The 15616-nt window shown below is 67.7% G+C and carries 20 protein-coding genes and 1 tRNA gene; 10 read left to right on the top strand and 11 right to left on the bottom strand.

Going from position 1 to position 15616, the window contains the following annotated elements:
- Nucleotides 1–65 precede the first annotated feature (65 nt).
- The 3 genes from ACNSN7_RS01660 to ACNSN7_RS01650 form a co-directional block, all read right to left on the bottom strand.
- Nucleotides 66–1313, bottom strand: a complete 1248-nt coding sequence (locus ACNSN7_RS01660) for an SPFH domain-containing protein (RefSeq protein WP_418280163.1) — start codon at nt 1311–1313, stop codon at nt 66–68.
- Between the two features lie 71 nt (nt 1314–1384).
- On the bottom strand, nt 1385–2080 hold the full coding sequence (locus tag ACNSN7_RS01655; protein WP_418280161.1) for a DICT sensory domain-containing protein: 696 nt from the start codon (nt 2078–2080) through the stop codon (nt 1385–1387).
- Nucleotides 2077–2412, bottom strand: a complete 336-nt coding sequence (locus ACNSN7_RS01650) for a DUF7344 domain-containing protein (RefSeq protein WP_418280160.1) — start codon at nt 2410–2412, stop codon at nt 2077–2079. The genes ACNSN7_RS01655 and ACNSN7_RS01650 overlap by 4 nt, the downstream gene beginning before the upstream one ends.
- Before the next feature lie 383 nt (nt 2413–2795).
- Here ACNSN7_RS01650 and ACNSN7_RS01645 point away from each other — a divergent pair, with 383 nt between their 5' ends.
- A complete protein-coding gene (locus ACNSN7_RS01645; RefSeq protein ID WP_418280158.1) occupies nt 2796–3443 on the top strand; it encodes a helix-turn-helix domain-containing protein in 648 nt (215 codons plus the stop codon).
- Nucleotides 3444–3472: 29 nt separating this feature from the next.
- Here ACNSN7_RS01645 and ACNSN7_RS01640 read toward each other — a convergent pair whose 3' ends face one another.
- A complete protein-coding gene (locus ACNSN7_RS01640; protein ID WP_418280157.1) occupies nt 3473–4210 on the bottom strand; it encodes a class I SAM-dependent methyltransferase in 738 nt (245 codons plus the stop codon).
- 259 nt (nt 4211–4469) lie between these two features.
- Nucleotides 4470–4553, bottom strand: a tRNA-Leu gene (locus ACNSN7_RS01635).
- 121 nt (nt 4554–4674) lie between these two features.
- On the opposite strand from ACNSN7_RS01635, the gene ACNSN7_RS01630 reads away from it, so the two are divergent.
- The gene (locus tag ACNSN7_RS01630) at nt 4675–5211 is read left to right on the top strand and encodes a DUF309 domain-containing protein (protein WP_418280155.1); all 537 of its coding nucleotides are present in this window, start codon (nt 4675–4677) and stop codon (nt 5209–5211) included.
- Between the two features lie 65 nt (nt 5212–5276).
- Nucleotides 5277–6080, top strand: coding sequence for a M14 family metallopeptidase (locus ACNSN7_RS01625; RefSeq protein WP_418280154.1), 804 nt, complete (start codon nt 5277–5279; stop codon nt 6078–6080).
- A 16-nt stretch (nt 6081–6096) separates the two neighbouring features.
- Here the strand turns inward: ACNSN7_RS01625 and ahbB are convergent, their stop codons facing one another.
- Nucleotides 6097–7164, bottom strand: coding sequence for a siroheme decarboxylase subunit beta (ahbB, locus tag ACNSN7_RS01620; RefSeq protein ID WP_418280152.1), 1068 nt, complete (start codon nt 7162–7164; stop codon nt 6097–6099).
- A gap of 113 nt (nt 7165–7277) precedes the next feature.
- Complete coding sequence (locus tag ACNSN7_RS01615; RefSeq protein WP_418280149.1) at nt 7278–7436, bottom strand: DUF7317 family protein; 159 nt, start codon at nt 7434–7436, stop codon at nt 7278–7280.
- Between the two features lie 620 nt (nt 7437–8056).
- Between ACNSN7_RS01615 and ACNSN7_RS01610 the strand changes: the two genes are divergently transcribed.
- Both ACNSN7_RS01610 and ACNSN7_RS01605 read left to right on the top strand, forming a co-directional pair.
- Nucleotides 8057–9136, top strand: coding sequence for an anthranilate phosphoribosyltransferase (locus ACNSN7_RS01610; RefSeq protein ID WP_418280147.1), 1080 nt, complete (start codon nt 8057–8059; stop codon nt 9134–9136).
- Between the two features lie 247 nt (nt 9137–9383).
- Nucleotides 9384–9533, top strand: a complete 150-nt coding sequence (locus ACNSN7_RS01605) for a DUF7563 family protein (protein ID WP_418280146.1) — start codon at nt 9384–9386, stop codon at nt 9531–9533.
- A gap of 54 nt (nt 9534–9587) precedes the next feature.
- On the opposite strand, the gene ACNSN7_RS01600 is transcribed toward ACNSN7_RS01605, so the two are convergent.
- From ACNSN7_RS01600 to ACNSN7_RS01585, 4 genes are all read right to left on the bottom strand, one after another.
- Entirely contained in the window at nt 9588–10421 is an 834-nt protein-coding gene (locus tag ACNSN7_RS01600) for an NAD+ synthase (RefSeq protein ID WP_418280145.1), read from the bottom strand.
- Between the two features lie 94 nt (nt 10422–10515).
- Nucleotides 10516–10644, bottom strand: a complete 129-nt coding sequence (locus ACNSN7_RS01595) for a hypothetical protein (protein ID WP_418280144.1) — start codon at nt 10642–10644, stop codon at nt 10516–10518.
- A gap of 19 nt (nt 10645–10663) precedes the next feature.
- Complete coding sequence (locus ACNSN7_RS01590) at nt 10664–11299, bottom strand: NUDIX hydrolase (RefSeq protein ID WP_418280142.1); 636 nt, start codon at nt 11297–11299, stop codon at nt 10664–10666.
- Entirely contained in the window at nt 11296–11685 is a 390-nt protein-coding gene (locus tag ACNSN7_RS01585) for a hypothetical protein (RefSeq protein ID WP_418280141.1), read from the bottom strand. The genes ACNSN7_RS01590 and ACNSN7_RS01585 overlap by 4 nt, the downstream gene beginning before the upstream one ends.
- A gap of 145 nt (nt 11686–11830) precedes the next feature.
- Here ACNSN7_RS01585 and ACNSN7_RS01580 point away from each other — a divergent pair, with 145 nt between their 5' ends.
- From ACNSN7_RS01580 to ACNSN7_RS01560, 5 genes are all read left to right on the top strand, one after another.
- On the top strand, nt 11831–12787 hold the full coding sequence (locus tag ACNSN7_RS01580; RefSeq protein WP_418280139.1) for a DUF5787 family protein: 957 nt from the start codon (nt 11831–11833) through the stop codon (nt 12785–12787).
- A 124-nt stretch (nt 12788–12911) separates the two neighbouring features.
- On the top strand, nt 12912–13322 hold the full coding sequence (locus tag ACNSN7_RS01575) for a CBS domain-containing protein (protein WP_418280137.1): 411 nt from the start codon (nt 12912–12914) through the stop codon (nt 13320–13322).
- 210 nt (nt 13323–13532) lie between these two features.
- Nucleotides 13533–13889 carry a chemotaxis protein CheY gene (cheY, locus tag ACNSN7_RS01570; protein WP_418280136.1) on the top strand — a complete coding sequence of 119 codons (357 nt, stop codon included), beginning with the start codon at nt 13533–13535 and terminating at the stop codon, nt 13887–13889.
- Nucleotides 13889–15079: a chemotaxis protein CheC gene (locus ACNSN7_RS01565; protein ID WP_418280135.1), complete on the top strand. Its 1191-nt coding sequence runs from the start codon at nt 13889–13891 to the stop codon at nt 15077–15079. Before cheY ends, ACNSN7_RS01565 begins: the two co-directional genes overlap by 1 nt.
- Nucleotides 15076–15588, top strand: a complete 513-nt coding sequence (locus ACNSN7_RS01560) for a chemotaxis protein CheD (protein WP_418280134.1) — start codon at nt 15076–15078, stop codon at nt 15586–15588. Before ACNSN7_RS01565 ends, ACNSN7_RS01560 begins: the two co-directional genes overlap by 4 nt.
- The last annotated feature ends 28 nt before the right edge of the window (nt 15589–15616 follow it).

Raw genomic sequence — 15616 nt, 5'->3', positions numbered from 1 at the left:
GACGTCGGTATACGTCGGTTGTGTATAAGCGATCGACTGGAAATTTGGCGGCGCTCACCGTTGAGTCAGGTGTCCGACCGATCGCGTTCGGTCTCCAGTTCGACGTCTCGTTCCGCCTCGCGAGCCGTCTCCGACTGGCGAGCGAGGTCGGCAGCGCGAGCCGTGTCGGCATCACGAGCCGTGTCCGCGTCGCGGGTCTCGTCGGTTCGGAGGTCGCTGTCGGCAACCGTGTCCAGTTGTTCGAGGGCGCTCTCGATGTCCTCCAACCCGAGGAGCCGCTCGGTCTCCTCGTCGAACGCCTTGCTCTCTAACCCCTCCATCTCCTGGGCGTCGGAGCCGGAGAGCGACTTGCCGTAGCGGCCGACGAGGCTGGTGAGCTCCTGGGGGAGCACGAACGTGGTGGACTCGCCTTTGCCGATCTCCTCTAAGGTCTCCATGCCCCGCTCGATGATCGCGCGTTCGCCCATCGATTCGGCCGAGCGCGCGCGCAACACGGTCGAGATGGCGTCCCCCTGCGCTTCGAGGATCTGGCTCTGCTTTTCGCCCTGCGCGCGGATGATGTTCGACTGCTTGTCACCCTCGGCCTGCTCGACGGCGGAACGGCGTTCCCCCTGCGCTTCCAGGATCATCGCGCGGCGGCGGCGCTCCGCCGACGTCTGCTGTTCCATCGCGCGCTGGACCTCCTTCGAGGGGTTCACCTCGCGGACCTCGACGGCCTCGACGCGGATCCCCCACTCGTCGGTCGGCTCGTCGAGCTCCTCGTGGATCCGGTCGTTGATCTGGTCGCGTCGGGAGAGCGTGTCGTCGAGCTCCATGTCGCCGAGGACGGCCCGGAGGGTGGTCTGTGCGAGGTTCGAGACGGCGTTCTTGTAGTCGTCGACCTCCAGGAACGCCTTCTTCGCGTCCATCACCTTGATGTACACCACCGCGTCCGCCGTCACCGGCGAGTTGTCCCGCGTTATCGCCTCCTGTTGCGGAACGTCAAGCGTCTGGGTCCGCATGTCGAACGCGTACGTCCGCGAGACGAACGGCGGAATGAGGTGGACGCCGGGTTCGAGCAGCTTCCGGTACTCGCCGAACACCGTGAGCGCCTCCTTCTCGTAGGCGTCGACGATCTCGACCGCGCTGACGATCGTGACGAGGACGACCAGTAGCGCGAGGACGCCGACCCCGTAGACCAGACTCTGGCTCAACAGCGCGAACCCGACCAGCAGCGCCACGCCGAGCGCGAGGTACTGCCAGACGGTGTCCGGAACCCCGCCGGTCGGGTTGCCGGTGTCGAGGAGGTCGGAGCGAGGACCTTGCGTTCCCATACGCGACGTTACGGTTCGACAACGTTAACAGTTCGCACGACGCGACGGCGAGCGGACGCCCGGACCGGTCGTCACTCGAGCGCTGCCGCGATCGAACGAACGACGTCGCGGTCGTCGGTCCAGAAGCCGCGATAGCCGTCCGCGCGCTCCTTTGCGACGAGCCCACAGGGATCGCTCTCGTCCGGACCGCCGTCGAACGCGAGCAGCCAGTACCGCTCGAACTCGCCGTCCGCGTCCTCGTGGAAGGTGATCTCTGCGACCGTCGGTGGCGTCCGGTCGGGGACGCCGTAGACGTGGACGTCGAGTTCGGTCTTAGTCGCGAGTCGACGGTACGGTTCGACCTGCGACTCGAACGTCGAGAGCGTCTGGAAGCCGACGCGGAGGGTCCCGGCTCCGACCCGGTAGGCGCGGTCCTCGATCTCCCGGCTGATCGCGAGGAGTCGTCGACGGTCCATCGAGGTGAACACCGTGTCGTCGAGCACGTCGAAGACGGCTCGATACGCGTCGGACACGCTATCCCCGTCTCCCGGCCGGACGATCGGGGGTTCGAGGAGCCCGTCCAGGGCGTCCAGCCCGAGCGCGCCGGCGAACTCGCCGTCCCGCTCGACGACGAGAAACGGAGCGGAGAACCCCGACGGGAGCGATCGATGATCGATCTCGACGTTGTGGGTCGCAAATCGGGTCTCGACTTCGGTCCACTCGTCGGTTCCGTAGACGACGAACCGAGGCTCGCGATCGCGGATCTCGGCGAACAGCGACTCGATCATCGCGAGGAGCGGGACGATCGGTCGACGCTGCGGCGGACCAGCTCGGCGACGAACGGATCGAGTGGTTCGAGCGTGACCGTCGCGTCCTGGCGGTCGTAGGCCACGAGCCCGCACTCGTCGAGGAAGGGAAGATCGGAGTGGACGAGCCGGACACGAAGTCGGTCGCGGTCGTCACGGGTCCTCGCGGTCCCCGTCTCGGTGGCCTCCCGCCCCGCGAGGACCGTCGCGAGCTCCTCGACCGTACGTTCGTCCGCATCGATCAGGTAGTACAGGAGGAGTCGACGCCGTGCCGCCGCGAGCGCACGGTAGAGCCCGTCGTCGGACGGCCGCACGGCCCCCTCGAGGACCGGAGAACTATCGCTTCGATTCGGTGCCTCTCTCTCGGGGTGCATCGTACTGTTGAATATAACATCAGATAGTAAATCAATCTAACGATCGTTATGGATTTCTATGGCGTATATGCAATTTGCGTGGGGATCCTATTATTTCAATAGATATCATTAAATATGCATTATACGAACATATCGTGGATCAGTCCCGCGAGAGAACCGGCGGATCGGCCGGAACGTCAATCGTCGAGCGTGGCGGTCAGGGTGCCGTCGCCATCGGGACGGAAGTGAACGTCCGAACGTACCCGGTTCGATCCCGGGTCGTCCCACATCCGCTCGCGAAGCGTATCGGTGGTTTATATACGACCGCATCGTCGAGCCGATCGATGAAATCCGTTCGGGTGTCGCTGTATCACGACGCGGAGACGCTCTCGCCGATCCACGAGGGGATCTGTACGTCACCCGGTCTCGATCGGGAGGTCGTCCTCGGCGGGCAAGCGGTCGACGGCGTCGAGACGATCACCTCGTACGTGTACGGCGAGGTCGCGGCCTATGAGTCGCTGCTCACGGACCTCGAGACGGTGCTCGAGTACGACGTGACGCCGGCCGACGACGGCTGCTTTTTGTACCTGCGCCAAGAGCTGGAGAGAGACGGCCTGTCGTTGTTGAACGCACTCGCGCAGGAGACCGTCGTGGTCGTCCCGCCGATCGATATCCGCTCCGATCGCACGATCCGCCTGACGATCGTCGGCCACTCGGCAGACCTGTCCGCCGTGATCGAGGAGCTCGCGACCGGCGTGTCGATAGACGTTCGTTGGACGAGCGACGGCGTGACGGCAACCGGCACGCCGGTCTCCGATCGCCAGATTGCGGCGCTGTCGACCGCTCGAGACCTCGGCTACTACGAGGTTCCCCGGCGGAACGGAATCGAAGCCGTCGCGGACGAGCTCGGCGTGGCAGTCTCTACGACTTCGGAGCTCCTCCGCCGCGGCGAGGCAAATGCCATCGAGCGCGTCCTCGACCGACGGCTGTAGCCCGCCGGCTGCCGGGCCGTCGCTCGCTGTCAGGTCGTCGTCTCCGCCGCCCGACACAGCGCCGTGTAGGTCGTCCCGGCGGTGTACGTCTCGAGCACGCGACACTCCGCGAAGACGAGCCGTAGCGTCTCGAGAACGTCGTCGTCCGGGTTCCAGTTGGCGTACCACTGCAGACACAGCCGTACCAGCGGATTCAGTACCCGCGCGGGGCCCTCCGGGAACGGCCTGACGTCGAAGACGACGAACGGCGCGCCCGGCGTGAGCAGCCCGTGGACGTTCGCAACAGTCCGGCGGACGTCGGGCATCACGCTCAGCGAGAGCGACGCGATCGCGGCGTCGAACCCCTCGTCGGCGTCGAAACGCGTCGCGTCCGCACAGACCACCTCGACGTTCTCCCAGCCGTGGCGATCGACCCGCTCGCGGGCCTTCGCGACCATCTCCGGGCTGTAGTCGACGGCGACGACCTGCCCGGTCGGGCCGACGTCCGCCCGAAGCCGCTCGAGGTTCACTCCCGGCCCACAGCCGACGTCCAGCACGCGATCGCCCGGATCGAGATCCAGACGGTCGATCGCGTCCTCGCGCATCGGCTCGAAGTCCCGTTCGCTCATCGCGTACCAGTCGCTCCAGCGGTCCCACGTCCGGCGGCTGCGCTCGAGGTGTGCCCGGTAGTCCCGGTCGGTATCGGGCCGGTCGCTCGCTTCGTCCGCGGGCGAGTCGCTCGCGCTGCCGCGATCGGGATCTCGTCCGTGCTCAGTGGCGGTGTTCATACGCGTCTCTCGATCGCCGACCGGGGAATGAATACTCGCGAAGCCTATCGGCCATTTATCAGTGAGATCGAACCCGTCGCTGGTGGAACTGCTCCGTGTGAAAGTTTTGCGAGGGAAGAACGCTCCGAGAGCGCCCTTCCGCATCACGGGGCGTGGACCCCGTCGATGCGAGGGGAGGGATTTGAACCACGGTCGCGCCGGAGGCGCTCCCTGATTCAAATTCTCCCCCTTGTGCATTCGCGCGTTGTGGACGCGGTCATGCGAGGGGAGGGATTTGAACCCACGGACCTCTACAGGAGCGGATCTTGAGTCCGCCGCCGTTTCCGGGCTTGGCTACCCTCGCACGCGACCGATCGTTTTCGGTCCCGGCTCTTTATCCCGTCGGTTCCGCGTTTCGGGTCCCCGTCCTCCCGGCGCTCGGTGTGAGGGCTACGCTTACGACGTTCCCGGTCCAAATCGTCCGCATGGACGATCACACCCGCGATCCGGGCGTCGCCCCGCCGCTCGGGGACCCGACCGGGTGGCATTCGGGCGACGGAGCGACGTCGGACGAGTCCGGAGCCGACGCTCGTGTCGGCGGCGGCTACTGGGAGCACGCGACGCTCCGTCGAGCGACCGAGCACGGCGTTCGGCTGTTCAACGCCGGGGAGTACCACGAGGCCCACGACTGCTTCGAGGACGAGTGGTACAACTACGGGTCGGGCACCGTCGAGTCCGCGTACCTCCACGGGATGGTGCAGGTCGCGGCGGGCGCGTACAAGCACGTCGACTTCGAGAACGACGACGGCATGCGCTCGCTGTTCGAGACGGCGCTCCAGTACCTCCACGGCGTCCCCGAGGACTTCTACGGCGTCGACGTGGCGGCGGTCCGGACGCGGCTCCGCGCCGCGCTCGACGACCCGACCGCCATCGATGGCTGGGCGATCCGACTCGACGGCGCGCGGCCGGAGGCGTACCCGGTCGACTACGAGTACGCGGAACGGCTCGAACACGGCCCGTAGCTGTACCGGGCGAACGTCGAGGCGGATCCGAACGCCACTTAGTCGCTGACGTGCTCCGATGTATCATGGACGTCTTCGAGCTGGGAGAGGGCACGCCGGAGATCGCGGTCGTCGGCGCGATCCACGGCGACGAGCCCTGCGGTGCACGCGCGATAGAGCGGCTGTTGAGCGACGACCCGGCCGTCGAGCGGCCGATCAAGCTGATCGTCGCAAACGAGGAGGCGCTGGCCGCGGGCGAGCGCTACCTCGACGAGGACCTCAACCGGGCGTTCCCCGGCGACCCAAACGCCGACACCCACGAAGGGCGGCTGGCACACCGGGTCCAGTCGGAGCTGACCGGCTGTACCACGCTCGCGATCCACTCGACGCAGTCGTACGCCGACCCGTTCGCGGTCGTCGACTCGATGGACGAGATCACCCGCGGCGTCGCCCCGCATCTCCCGGTCGACGTCATCATCCAAACCGACGAGTTCACGGAAGGTCGGCTGATCGAACACCCGCACACCCTCGAAGTCGAGGCGGGCTTACAGGCGTCGGAGGGTGCCGCGGACAACGCGTACTGGCTGACCCGCGCGTTCCTCGCGGCGACGGGCGCGCTGCCCGCGCCCGGCGCGGAGGACGTCGTCGACGCCGGCGGCCGCGACGACGTCGACGTGTTCCGGCTGCGAGAGCGTATCCCGAAGCCGGACGCTGAGACGTACGAGGTGTTCGCGCGCAACTTCCGACGCGTCGAGGCCGGCGAGCGGTTCGCCGCCGCCGACGGCGAGGCGCTGTTCGCGGAGGAGCCGTTCTACCCCGTCCTCCTCTCGCCGTACGGCTACCGCGACCAGTTCGGCTACGTCGCCGAGAAGGTCGGCGCGATCGAGTGATAGCGCGGCGATCGGTTCACGGTCCGTCGTCGTCGGACGCGACCAGCGACTCGTACTGCGCGCCCGTCTGTTTCAGCGTCTCCGTCGAGTAGAGCCGCTCGTGCTCGAACGGCAGGTACTCCGCCGCCAGCTCGTCGATCTTCGCGTCGACGGCGTCGGCCTCGCGACCGTGGATCATCGTGAACAGGCTGTACTCCCACCCCTGCTCGGGCCGTCGAGGTCGGTGGTAACACAGCGTCACGTACGGGAGGCTGCCGACCGCCTCGCCCCGCTCGTCGAGCGCCGCGTCGGGCACGTCCCAAACGACCATGCAGTTGTTCGTGAACCCGGTGACGACGTGGTTGACGACGCAGCCGATCCGTTTGATACAGCCGTCCGCCAGCAGGCGCTCGACCGCCGCGAGCACGTCGTCGACGGGGGCGTCGATCTCGCTCGCCACGTCGGCGTAGGGGGTCGCCGACAGCGGAAAGCCGTCCTGGATCGCGAGGAGGAGGTCGGCCTCGACGGGCGTGAGGTCGCCGCGGGCGTCCTCGGAGATGCGGGTCGCGGACACCGTCGTCTCGCCGAGCGACTCCCTCGCGAACCGGTCCCCGTTCACCACCGGGAACTCCAGATCGATGTAGTAGTCCGTGAGCATCGGGAGAGCCAGCACCTCACAGCCGGTCCGCTCCTCGATCTCCGAGAGGATCGCGTCGCGTCGCTCCCGCGACCCCGCGGTGACGACGAACCACTGGTTCCACTCGTGGTCGCGGCGGTAGTTGTGGTTCACCTGTCGGTAGCCGTTGATGACCTCGGCCACCTCGTCGAAGCGGTCCGCCGGCGCGCGCACCGCCGCGAGCGTCGACGAGCCGATGGCCGGTGGGTTGAGCACCGCCCCGAACCGCCGGAACACGCCGCGCTCTCGGAGGTCGCGGACGCGGTCGAGGATCGCCTTGCCGTCGACGTCGACGCCCGTCTCGGCCGCGATCTCGCGGGCGACCCGCTCGAACGGGTGCGACTCGACGGGGAAGTCGCTCTGGTACTCGTCGATGAGGGCCGCGTCGATCGCGTCGAGGGCGGCCCGCCAGTCCGCGTCCAGACTCATTGGCCGACGTAGGTCGGGGACGTACCTACGGCTTTCGGACCGGCGAGCGACGCCTTATAAACGGGCACGCGGGTTCGTTTCCGTGCGGGGAGCGACGACGACCGCCGAGGCGGCTACCGTACGGGATCGGCCCCGACCGCGTCCGGCGAGATGGTCCGAGCGCTCGCGCGGATCTGGTCGGCGGAACAGCCGCTCGCCGTCGCCGCCTGCTCCAGCGTGATGGTCCGGGAACGATACAGCGTCAGCGCGGTGGCAACGGAGTGAGACGTCATCAGGGTACGTCAATCAGTTACTGTACACATACATAACAGTATCGTCTTTGAGAGACCATATAACCGGAGAGATATCTCAAAAGTGGTTATACGGGCGTATATAGTCCTTGAAAGTTGACTATGTGGAACCCCAATCGGGTGAGATGTCTCATCCGTGTGCGGTCAGTACCGTTGATTCATCTACAGGCGGAGCAGGCCGAGTGCCTCGGGATCGTCCGAGAATCTTCGATTCCCGGGGTAACGAGACGCCTTTGGCGTCTCGAACCACTTGACCCCGAGGCAGTTCACCGGTATGGGCTGCGTCTTCTCGGTATCTGGTAACACGGGGACGTCGTCATTTTCGCCAAACGAGCGTGCGAACTGGAATTTCTATCTCCCTTTTCGCCAGATGTGGCGGCTGATACGTTCCCGCATCGTACACTCGACGGCGAACCGGGCCGAACTGGGCGGGCCGATCGGCAGGACGGTCAGCGGGCCGATCGGCAGGACGGTCAGCGGACCGATCAGCGTCCTCCGGGCGGTCATCGTGCTCGGTCGACGTCGTTCGGGTGGCGACCACCGTTCCCGTTCGACGGGAGTCGAGCGGGAGGCTTTTCGTTCGACGACCCGAACGGGGTCGCATGGCGCAAGCGACCCGGGAGTTCGGCGAGTGGCCCCTCAAACGGCTGATGACCGAGGTGTGTGGATCCGGTCACAAGTCCGCTGACGACCTGACACGCGCGCAGGCGACGGAGGCGTTCGAGCGCATTCTCGCGGACGAGCCCGACCACACGACGCTCGGCGCGTTCTGGCTCGCGAACCGCTGGAAGCGCAACGATCCGGAGGAGTTGGCGGCGTACACGGACGTGATGTGCGAACGCGTCGAGTACGCCGAACCCGACTGCGACCCCGTCGACTGCGGCGCGAACTACGACGGCAAGGGGCGGAGCGCGATCCTCGGCGTCGCCGCCGGCGCGGTCGCGGCCGCGGCCGGAACCCCCGTCGTCGTCCACTCCGGCGACCGCGTCCCGACCCAGAAGCAGGACGCGTACAAACACGTCCTCGACGAGCTCGGCGTTCACACGGAGTTGACGCCCGCCGACTCCGCCGACATGGTCGACGAGACCGGCTTCGGCTTCTACTACCAGCCCGCGTTTAACCCGGCGATCGACGACCTGTTCGAGCGCCGCGACATGATGGGCGTCCGCACGTTCGTCAACACGATCGAGACGCTCGCGAACCCCGCGGGGGCGTCGACGCATCTCGGCTCCTTTTATCACCTCGCGTTCGCGAAGAAGGTGGTCGACACGTTCGCGGAAAGCGAGTTCCACGACCTCGACCGCGTGTTGATGTTCCAGGGGATGGAGGGGTACGACGACGTCCGTCCCGGCTACACGAAGGTCGCGGAGTGGGACGCCGACGGCGGCGACGGCGAGCCCGCGTTCGACGACTTCGAGATCGAGACCGCCGAGTACGGGATGGACGTCGAGAGCGAGGACCTGGGCGTCGACGACGTCGCGGTCGACTCCGCGCGGATCACCGAGGAGGTGCTCGCGGGCGAGCGCGACGACGAGTTCGCCGACGCGGTCGCGGTCAACGCCGCCCTCCGGATCTACGCCGGCGAGGACGCCGACTCGATCGGGGAGGGGCTGACGATCGCTCGCGACCACATCGACGACGGCTCGGCACACGACGTGCTCGACGCGATGCGGGCGTTTTAACTGAGGATCGAGGCGGCACGACGCGGGCGTTTTAATGGGGATCGAGGCGGCACGACGCGGGCGTTTTAACTGAGGATCGAGACGGCACGACGCGGGCGTTTTAATGGGGATCGAAACGATGCGATCCGGGAGACCGCGACGGATCTCGGGGGAATTTTGGAGAGAGTTCGGACAGCCAATATATGCGTTCGTCACCCACGCTCACGTGTACAGCACACACTCATGATCCACGACGCTCCATCACCCCATGCCGACGTGTGAACACTGCGAGGAACACGTCTCCGAACGGTTCGTCCGCGTCTTCGCCGACGAACGAGGGCGGGTCCACGCCTGTCCGAACTGCTCGGCGAACGCCGGGATAGCCGAGATAGCGAAGGAGCGTGCGCAGGACGCCTGAACCTCGATCGCTACCGGGTCGATACGTCCATCGGAGCCGGCGGGCGGTTCCGGCTTATCGCTCCGGTGCGGGCGGCATCGACCGCTTGTGGGCGCTCCGTTCGGTCAGTTCGACGACCCGATCGACCGCCTCGGCCGGGACGCCAAGTTCGCGAACGGTCGCGTCCCGCGAGAGCCCGCCGTCGACGTGGACCGCGAGGATCGCGTCGACGGTGTCGTAGTCGAGCCCCATCTCCTGGGCGTCGGTCTGGCCCTCCCACATGCCCGCGGTCGGCTCCTGCATCACGAGGTCGCGCGGGACGCCGACGTGGGCCGCGAGCTGGCGAACCTGCTGTTTGTACAGGTTACCGATCGGGTTACAGTCGACCGCCTGGTCGCCGTACTTCGTGAAGTAGCCCGTCATCGCCTCCGCGCGGTTCCCGGTTCCCAGCACGAGGCGGTTCTCCGCGTTGGCGACGAAGTAGTTCAGTACGGCTCGCGTCCGGACGAAGACGTTCCCCTTCGCCATGCGGCTCTCGGCGGCGTCCGGGAACGCCTCGAAGAACCCCTCCGCGATCGGCCCGATCTCCACGACGTCGTACTCGATGCCGAGGTCGTCGGCGACGCGCTCGGCGTCGCTCATCACGTCCGGGTCGTTCACGGCCGAGGGCATCGTGATCCCGTGGAGGCCATCCTCGCCGAGCGCCTCGACCGCGAGGTGGGCGGTCAGCGTCGAGTCGATGCCACCCGAAAGCCCGAGGACGGTCCCTTCGGCACCCGCGTCGTCGACGAGGTCACCGATGAAGGAGACGATACGGTCGCGGGTCGCGTCGAGCTCGCGGTCCGACAGCCGGAGGTCCAACGGGGGGTCCTCCGACAGCAACACTGACTGGTCCGTGGTCCGGCTCATGAACGGACGCAGGGGCTCGGCCGACTAATACCTCCCCGTCGGCGCGGGGAACTGGACGCGCGTCGGATTCGACGGTACCCGCGGAGCGATCGCCTCACGCATCGCCGACGAACGGGCCGCGACGGAATATCGGTATATAAAAGAGAACGGCGAGCGCGACGAACAGCCCCGCGGCGTACCGGAGCTGCGTGACCGGGTCCGGCGGCGGCTTATAAATACCCAACGGCGAGACCCTCGATTCGTTATAAAAGCCCGTCCTCTTTGGCCAACAGCAACCCCTCCACCGTCGCGTCGTTGGTCGGCGGCTCGCGGGCGACGTCGATCGCCTCGTCGATGGGGACCGTCCGCGGGACGAGGAACTCGTTGTCGTCGAGGGCGACGTCGACCGGGTCGAGCCCCTCGGCGAACACGTAGCCACGCCGGTGTCGAAGCAGCCCGGTCGAACACCACACCTCCTGTAACAGCGCGGTCGAATCGGGCTCGAACCCCGTCTCCTCGGCGAGTTCGCGTGCCCCCGCCTCCGTGTACGACTCGCCCGGCTCGACGATGCCGGCGGGGAGTTCCAGGTTCGTCTCCCGGATCGTCGGGCGGTACTGCTCGACGAACAGCACCGAGTCGTCGGCGACCGCGATCACGACCGTCGCGGGCGGGAGCTCCGCCCAGTAGTAGTTCTTCTCCGTGCCGTCGGGCTGTTCGACGCGGTCGTAACCGCCGACGTACCACCCGGCGTCGTACTCGACGGCGACCTCGCGCACCGGCCACTCGGGCTCGCCCGGCAGCGAGTGGAGCCGCCCGTCGGCGAACGCGGGCAGGTCCCGGAGGTCGCGTGCGGCAGTGTCCGTGACGTGCTCGCCGTCATCACGCTCGGGGTCCGTCATGGGGGCGGCTGCGTCACCTCGACGTAATACGTTTCCCCTTCGTACTCCACGCGGACGCCGTCGTCGATCCCGGCCGCAGGGACCTGCTGTGTCAGCGCGTCGACCTCGTCGAAGGGGGTGTGCGTGAACCACTCCTTGATCCCGTACGGTCCCATCCGGTACCCGTCCGACCGACCGTCGTCGCTTTCGAGCGCGCCGACCAGATACGGGTATCGCCGATCCGAGAGGTCGTCGACGTTCGCCGCCGACTCGTCGGTGTCGACGTGCTCGGCGGTGAGATAGTACGGGTCCCCGCTTCCGAGATAGCTCGGGAGCGCGCCCAACGCGAGCAGCGCGAGGAGGACGAGCGCGATGGCGACGAGCAGGTTCCGGGTGACCGGACGCATACCCCGGCGTAGGTGGCCGCCGGGAATACGGGTTTCGACCGCGAGATCCGGGCCCTATTCGACCGTGCAACGGTGCGGCGAGCCCTGTCCGGCCGTCCGAAGCCGACGACGACGCGTTTTAGCCCGTCCCGAGCCTCGAGCATCCATGGAGTTCCGATTCGAGTTGGCGCTGTGTGCCGCGCTCGAATCGCCGGATCGCGTCGTCGCTCGCCAGCTCGGCTCAGGCGTGACGGCTCCCGGAGCGCGGATCGTCGACGTCTGCGTGCTGTCGCCCGGCCCGGGGTTCGACGCCCGAGCCGCGATCACCCCCGACCGGATCCCAGATCCCGCGATCGAGTCACCCGTCGGTCCCGGCGAGGCGATCCCGCTCGCGGACGCGTTCGACCTCCCGCCGGACCGGGCCGAGGCGGTCGCCGATGCCGCCGTCGACGCCGGGTACCTCGAACGGGAGCGCCGCGGCGGGCGGCCGGTCGTTCGTGCGACGGCTCGGTATCCGGACGACTGGGTCAGTTCGCTGACCGCCGTCGAGAACAAGCCCGATCTGGGCGTCCCGGGGGATCTGCGGGCCCAGCTGCGGTACGACGTCGCGCTCGGTCTGTTCGATCGGGTGGTCCTCGCGACCGCCTCCTACGTCACCCGCGCGCATCTCAACCGGATCCCGGACGCGGTCGGCGTCTGGCGGTTCGACCCGGACTCCGGCGACCGCGAGGTGGTTCGCGAGCCGGAGCCGTTGGCGACCGCAGCGCCCGGCGTGGAGATCCGCGAGGAGCGTCCGCTCCGGACGGACGTAGCGCTCGTCGGCTCCGAGGCGAAAGCCCGGAAGCGGCGGCGGGTCGCCGAACGCGCCTACGGGAAGGGATGGCGGCCGGAACCACCGGCCTGTGCTCACGCGTCGGCGACCGACGACGGGCGACCGTACTGCGAGCGGTTCGAGCACGTCGTCGATCCCGGCCGTGACTGCGGGGAGACCTGTGCGGCGCACGACCCCGCGGACCCTCCACCGGTGGACCGTGCCGGGCTCCGCGACGGTCGGACGGCGTGGGTCGCGGAGCCCGAGGGCGGCGGCCCCCGACGACAGTCCGGGCTCTCGCGGTTCGAGTGATCGGCGGTGGGAGGCGGAGGCGACCGAGCGGAATCGGACGATCCGAGTCCAAGTCGGTGGGTCTCCGTCCCATGTCTTAAGGGCTCACGGTAACCCTTATACCGCGAGCGAGGAATCGTCCAGTATGGACGACATCGACGACATCTTCGTCGCACGGCTGATGACGACCGACCTGCATACGGTAACGCCCGGCACGCTCGTCGAGGACGCCGCGGCCGTGCTGCTCGACAACGACATCAGTTCCGTGTTGGTCGTCGAGGACGACCGGCTCGTCGGGATCCTCACGACCACCGACTTCGTCGACATCGTCGCGAAGAGCCAGCCGAAAGCGGAGACGGCCGTCGACCGCTACATGAGCACGGACACGGTGACGGCGGGCGCGCAGGACTCGATCGCGACGGTCGCCACGACGATGGTCGAGCACGGCATCCACCACATCCCCGTCGTCGACGACGACGGGATGGCGATCGGAATCATCACCACCTCCGACTTCGCCGCGTACGTCTCGACGGCGGAACCGAACGCCTCGATCTGAGTCCCACCCGACGACGGGTGGAAGCGATCGAGAGGGAGCGGAGTTCGGTGAGCGAAGTTCGGTGAGCGAAGTTCGGTGAGTGGAGTTCGATGTGCGGAGTTCGATGTGCAGAGACGAAGGCCCGATCCGCCGGCGATCGACGACTCGCGTTCTCACGACTGAGAACCGCGGGGGAGCGATTAAGTGATCGTCGGAACCGAGACACGGTATATGGCTACACGCGTACTTATCGCGGACGATTCGGAGTTCATGCGGAACCTGCTCCGGGAGATCCTCGAAGGCGAGTTCGAGATCGTCGGCGAGGCGGAGAACGGCGTGGAGGCGGTGAACATGTACGACGAGCACGGGCCGGACCTCGTGATGATGGACATCGTGATGCCGATCCGCGACGGTATCGAGGCGACGACGGAGATCAAATCGGAGGACCCGAACGCGAAGGTCATCATGTGTACCAGCGTCGGGCAGGAGGAGAAGATGAAAGCCGCGATCAAGGCGGGCGCGGAGGGGTACATCACGAAGCCGTTCCAGAAGCCGAACGTCCTCGACGCGATCGGGTCCGCGGTCTGATGCGTGTCGACGTTCGAGCGCTCGGCGCGTGCAACCGACTGGCGGAACGCGGGGCCGAGCAGGCCGCCGGCGCGCTCTCGGAGCTGACGGGGACGGATCTCACGGTCGAGGTGACGGGCGCGAGCGTCGCCAGCGGCGAGGACCTCGCGGAGGCGTTCGCGGGACGGGAGTCGATCGGCGTGACCGTCGGCCTCCGCGGCGGTCTGGAGGGCGAGGCCGTGCTCGCGTTCGACGCCGCCAACGTCGACGGGCTGCTCTCGCTGCTTCCGGGCGGCCAGTCGATGGGTCACAGCGCGGTGACGGAGGTCGGCAACATCGCGCTCGGGGGCTTCCTCGACGGATGGGCGAACTACCTCGGCAAAGCGATCGATATGACGCCGCCCAGGTACCTCGAAGCCGACGGTGCAGCGGTGCTCCCGGACGGTGCGCTCGCGGGCGACGGCGTGTTCCTCTTCGAGAGCCGGCTCGACGCGATCGGAACCGATCTGGACTTCTCGATCTACATGCTGCCGGACTCCGGGCCCTTCCGTGACCTGATCGTCGGGAGGACCGCCCCCGCGGCGGCAGCTGGCGGCGGGAACGGGGGCGGGACGGACAGGACCGTGGTTCCCTACGAGTCGCTGTCGACGTTCGCGTCGCTGGCGAAGCGGGGATCCGCGAACGCCGCCGACAACATCGGGATGATGACCGGCCTCGACACGTCCGTCGAGGTGAGCCGGCTCCGGTTCGTCCCGCTGGCCGACGTCCCGATGGAGGTCGGCCGCGAGCCGCACGCCGGGACCGTCTTCGAACTGCAGGGCGAGCTGAGCGGCTATCTCGCGATCCTGTTCAACGAGGCGTCGGCCGCGAGCGTCGCGGGGGCGATGTTGCCGATGGAGCCCGACGAGCCGCTCGGCGACATGGCCGAGAACGCGCTCTGCGAGCTCGGAAACGTGATGACGAGCGGCTTCATCGACGGGTGGGCGAACGTGCTCGGCACGTCGATCTCACACTCCCCGCCGGAGTTCGTCCACGACATCGGCGCGGCGACGGTCAGCCCGCTGGTCGCGAAGCTGAGCGAGCGACAGGACTACGGCTTCGTCATCGACGCCGCCATCGAGACCGAGGGCATCCAGGCGCGGTGTGACGTGTACGCGCTCCCGGACGAGCGCGAACTGGCCATGGCGCTCGAGAACCTCTCATCGAAGTGAGCCACCCGACGTCGGCGAACGACCCGACGCGTGCCGGCCACCAGCCGCGCGTGAAGGTCGGCGTCGGCGATCTGGCCGTCGTGACCGACGACTCGACGCTGACGACGAGCGGGCTCGGCTCCTGTGTCGCCGTGGCGGTGGGCGATCCCCGCGCGGGGGTTCGCGGCCTGTTACACGCGATGTTGCCGACCGCCGGACGCGTCGAGACGCCCGCACCGCGACCCGCCAAGTACGTCGATATCGGTATCGAGACCCTCCTCGAGGAGCTCCAGGCCGCCGGCGCGTCCACGCGCCGGCTGGAGGCGCGACTCGTCGGCGGCGCGGAGATGCTGGACCTGACCGAGGCGATCGGCCCGCGCAACGTGACGCGTGCGGAGGCGACGCTCGAGGCGGCGGGCGTGCCGATCGTCGGCAGCGACGTCGGCGACACGGTCGGACGGACGGTTCGGTTCCGGACGGACGGGAGCCTCGCGGTCAGAGCGGCCGACGGCTTCGAGCGCACGCTATGACGTCCTCCTCGTCGTGAACGGTAGCCGA

Origin of the sequence: Halorubrum rarum (assembly GCF_048380895.1) — an archaeon.
Classification (GTDB): domain Archaea; phylum Halobacteriota; class Halobacteria; order Halobacteriales; family Haloferacaceae; genus Halorubrum.
This window is presented reverse-complemented; position numbering and strand designations above follow the sequence as displayed.

What these genes read in the sequence shown, in the direction of transcription:
- ACNSN7_RS01660 (WP_418280163.1), bottom strand. Translation starts at nt 1,313, where the DNA reads ATGGGAACGCAAGGTCCTCGCTCCGACCTCCTCGACACCGGCAACCCG.
- ACNSN7_RS01655 (WP_418280161.1), bottom strand. Translation starts at nt 2,080, where the DNA reads ATGATCGAGTCGCTGTTCGCCGAGATCCGCGATCGCGAGCCTCGGTTC.
- ACNSN7_RS01645 (WP_418280158.1), top strand. Translation starts at nt 2,796, where the DNA reads ATGAAATCCGTTCGGGTGTCGCTGTATCACGACGCGGAGACGCTCTCG.
- ACNSN7_RS01640 (WP_418280157.1), bottom strand. Translation starts at nt 4,210, where the DNA reads ATGAACACCGCCACTGAGCACGGACGAGATCCCGATCGCGGCAGCGCG.
- ACNSN7_RS01630 (WP_418280155.1), top strand. Translation starts at nt 4,675, where the DNA reads ATGGACGATCACACCCGCGATCCGGGCGTCGCCCCGCCGCTCGGGGAC.
- ACNSN7_RS01625 (WP_418280154.1), top strand. Translation starts at nt 5,277, where the DNA reads ATGGACGTCTTCGAGCTGGGAGAGGGCACGCCGGAGATCGCGGTCGTC.
- ahbB (WP_418280152.1), bottom strand. Translation starts at nt 7,164, where the DNA reads ATGAGTCTGGACGCGGACTGGCGGGCCGCCCTCGACGCGATCGACGCG.
- ACNSN7_RS01615 (WP_418280149.1), bottom strand. Translation starts at nt 7,436, where the DNA reads ATGACGTCTCACTCCGTTGCCACCGCGCTGACGCTGTATCGTTCCCGG.
- ACNSN7_RS01610 (WP_418280147.1), top strand. Translation starts at nt 8,057, where the DNA reads ATGGCGCAAGCGACCCGGGAGTTCGGCGAGTGGCCCCTCAAACGGCTG.
- ACNSN7_RS01605 (WP_418280146.1), top strand. Translation starts at nt 9,384, where the DNA reads ATGCCGACGTGTGAACACTGCGAGGAACACGTCTCCGAACGGTTCGTC.
- ACNSN7_RS01600 (WP_418280145.1), bottom strand. Translation starts at nt 10,421, where the DNA reads ATGAGCCGGACCACGGACCAGTCAGTGTTGCTGTCGGAGGACCCCCCG.
- ACNSN7_RS01590 (WP_418280142.1), bottom strand. Translation starts at nt 11,299, where the DNA reads ATGACGGACCCCGAGCGTGATGACGGCGAGCACGTCACGGACACTGCC.
- ACNSN7_RS01585 (WP_418280141.1), bottom strand. Translation starts at nt 11,685, where the DNA reads ATGCGTCCGGTCACCCGGAACCTGCTCGTCGCCATCGCGCTCGTCCTC.
- ACNSN7_RS01580 (WP_418280139.1), top strand. Translation starts at nt 11,831, where the DNA reads ATGGAGTTCCGATTCGAGTTGGCGCTGTGTGCCGCGCTCGAATCGCCG.
- ACNSN7_RS01575 (WP_418280137.1), top strand. Translation starts at nt 12,912, where the DNA reads ATGGACGACATCGACGACATCTTCGTCGCACGGCTGATGACGACCGAC.
- cheY (WP_418280136.1), top strand. Translation starts at nt 13,533, where the DNA reads ATGGCTACACGCGTACTTATCGCGGACGATTCGGAGTTCATGCGGAAC.
- ACNSN7_RS01565 (WP_418280135.1), top strand. Translation starts at nt 13,889, where the DNA reads ATGCGTGTCGACGTTCGAGCGCTCGGCGCGTGCAACCGACTGGCGGAA.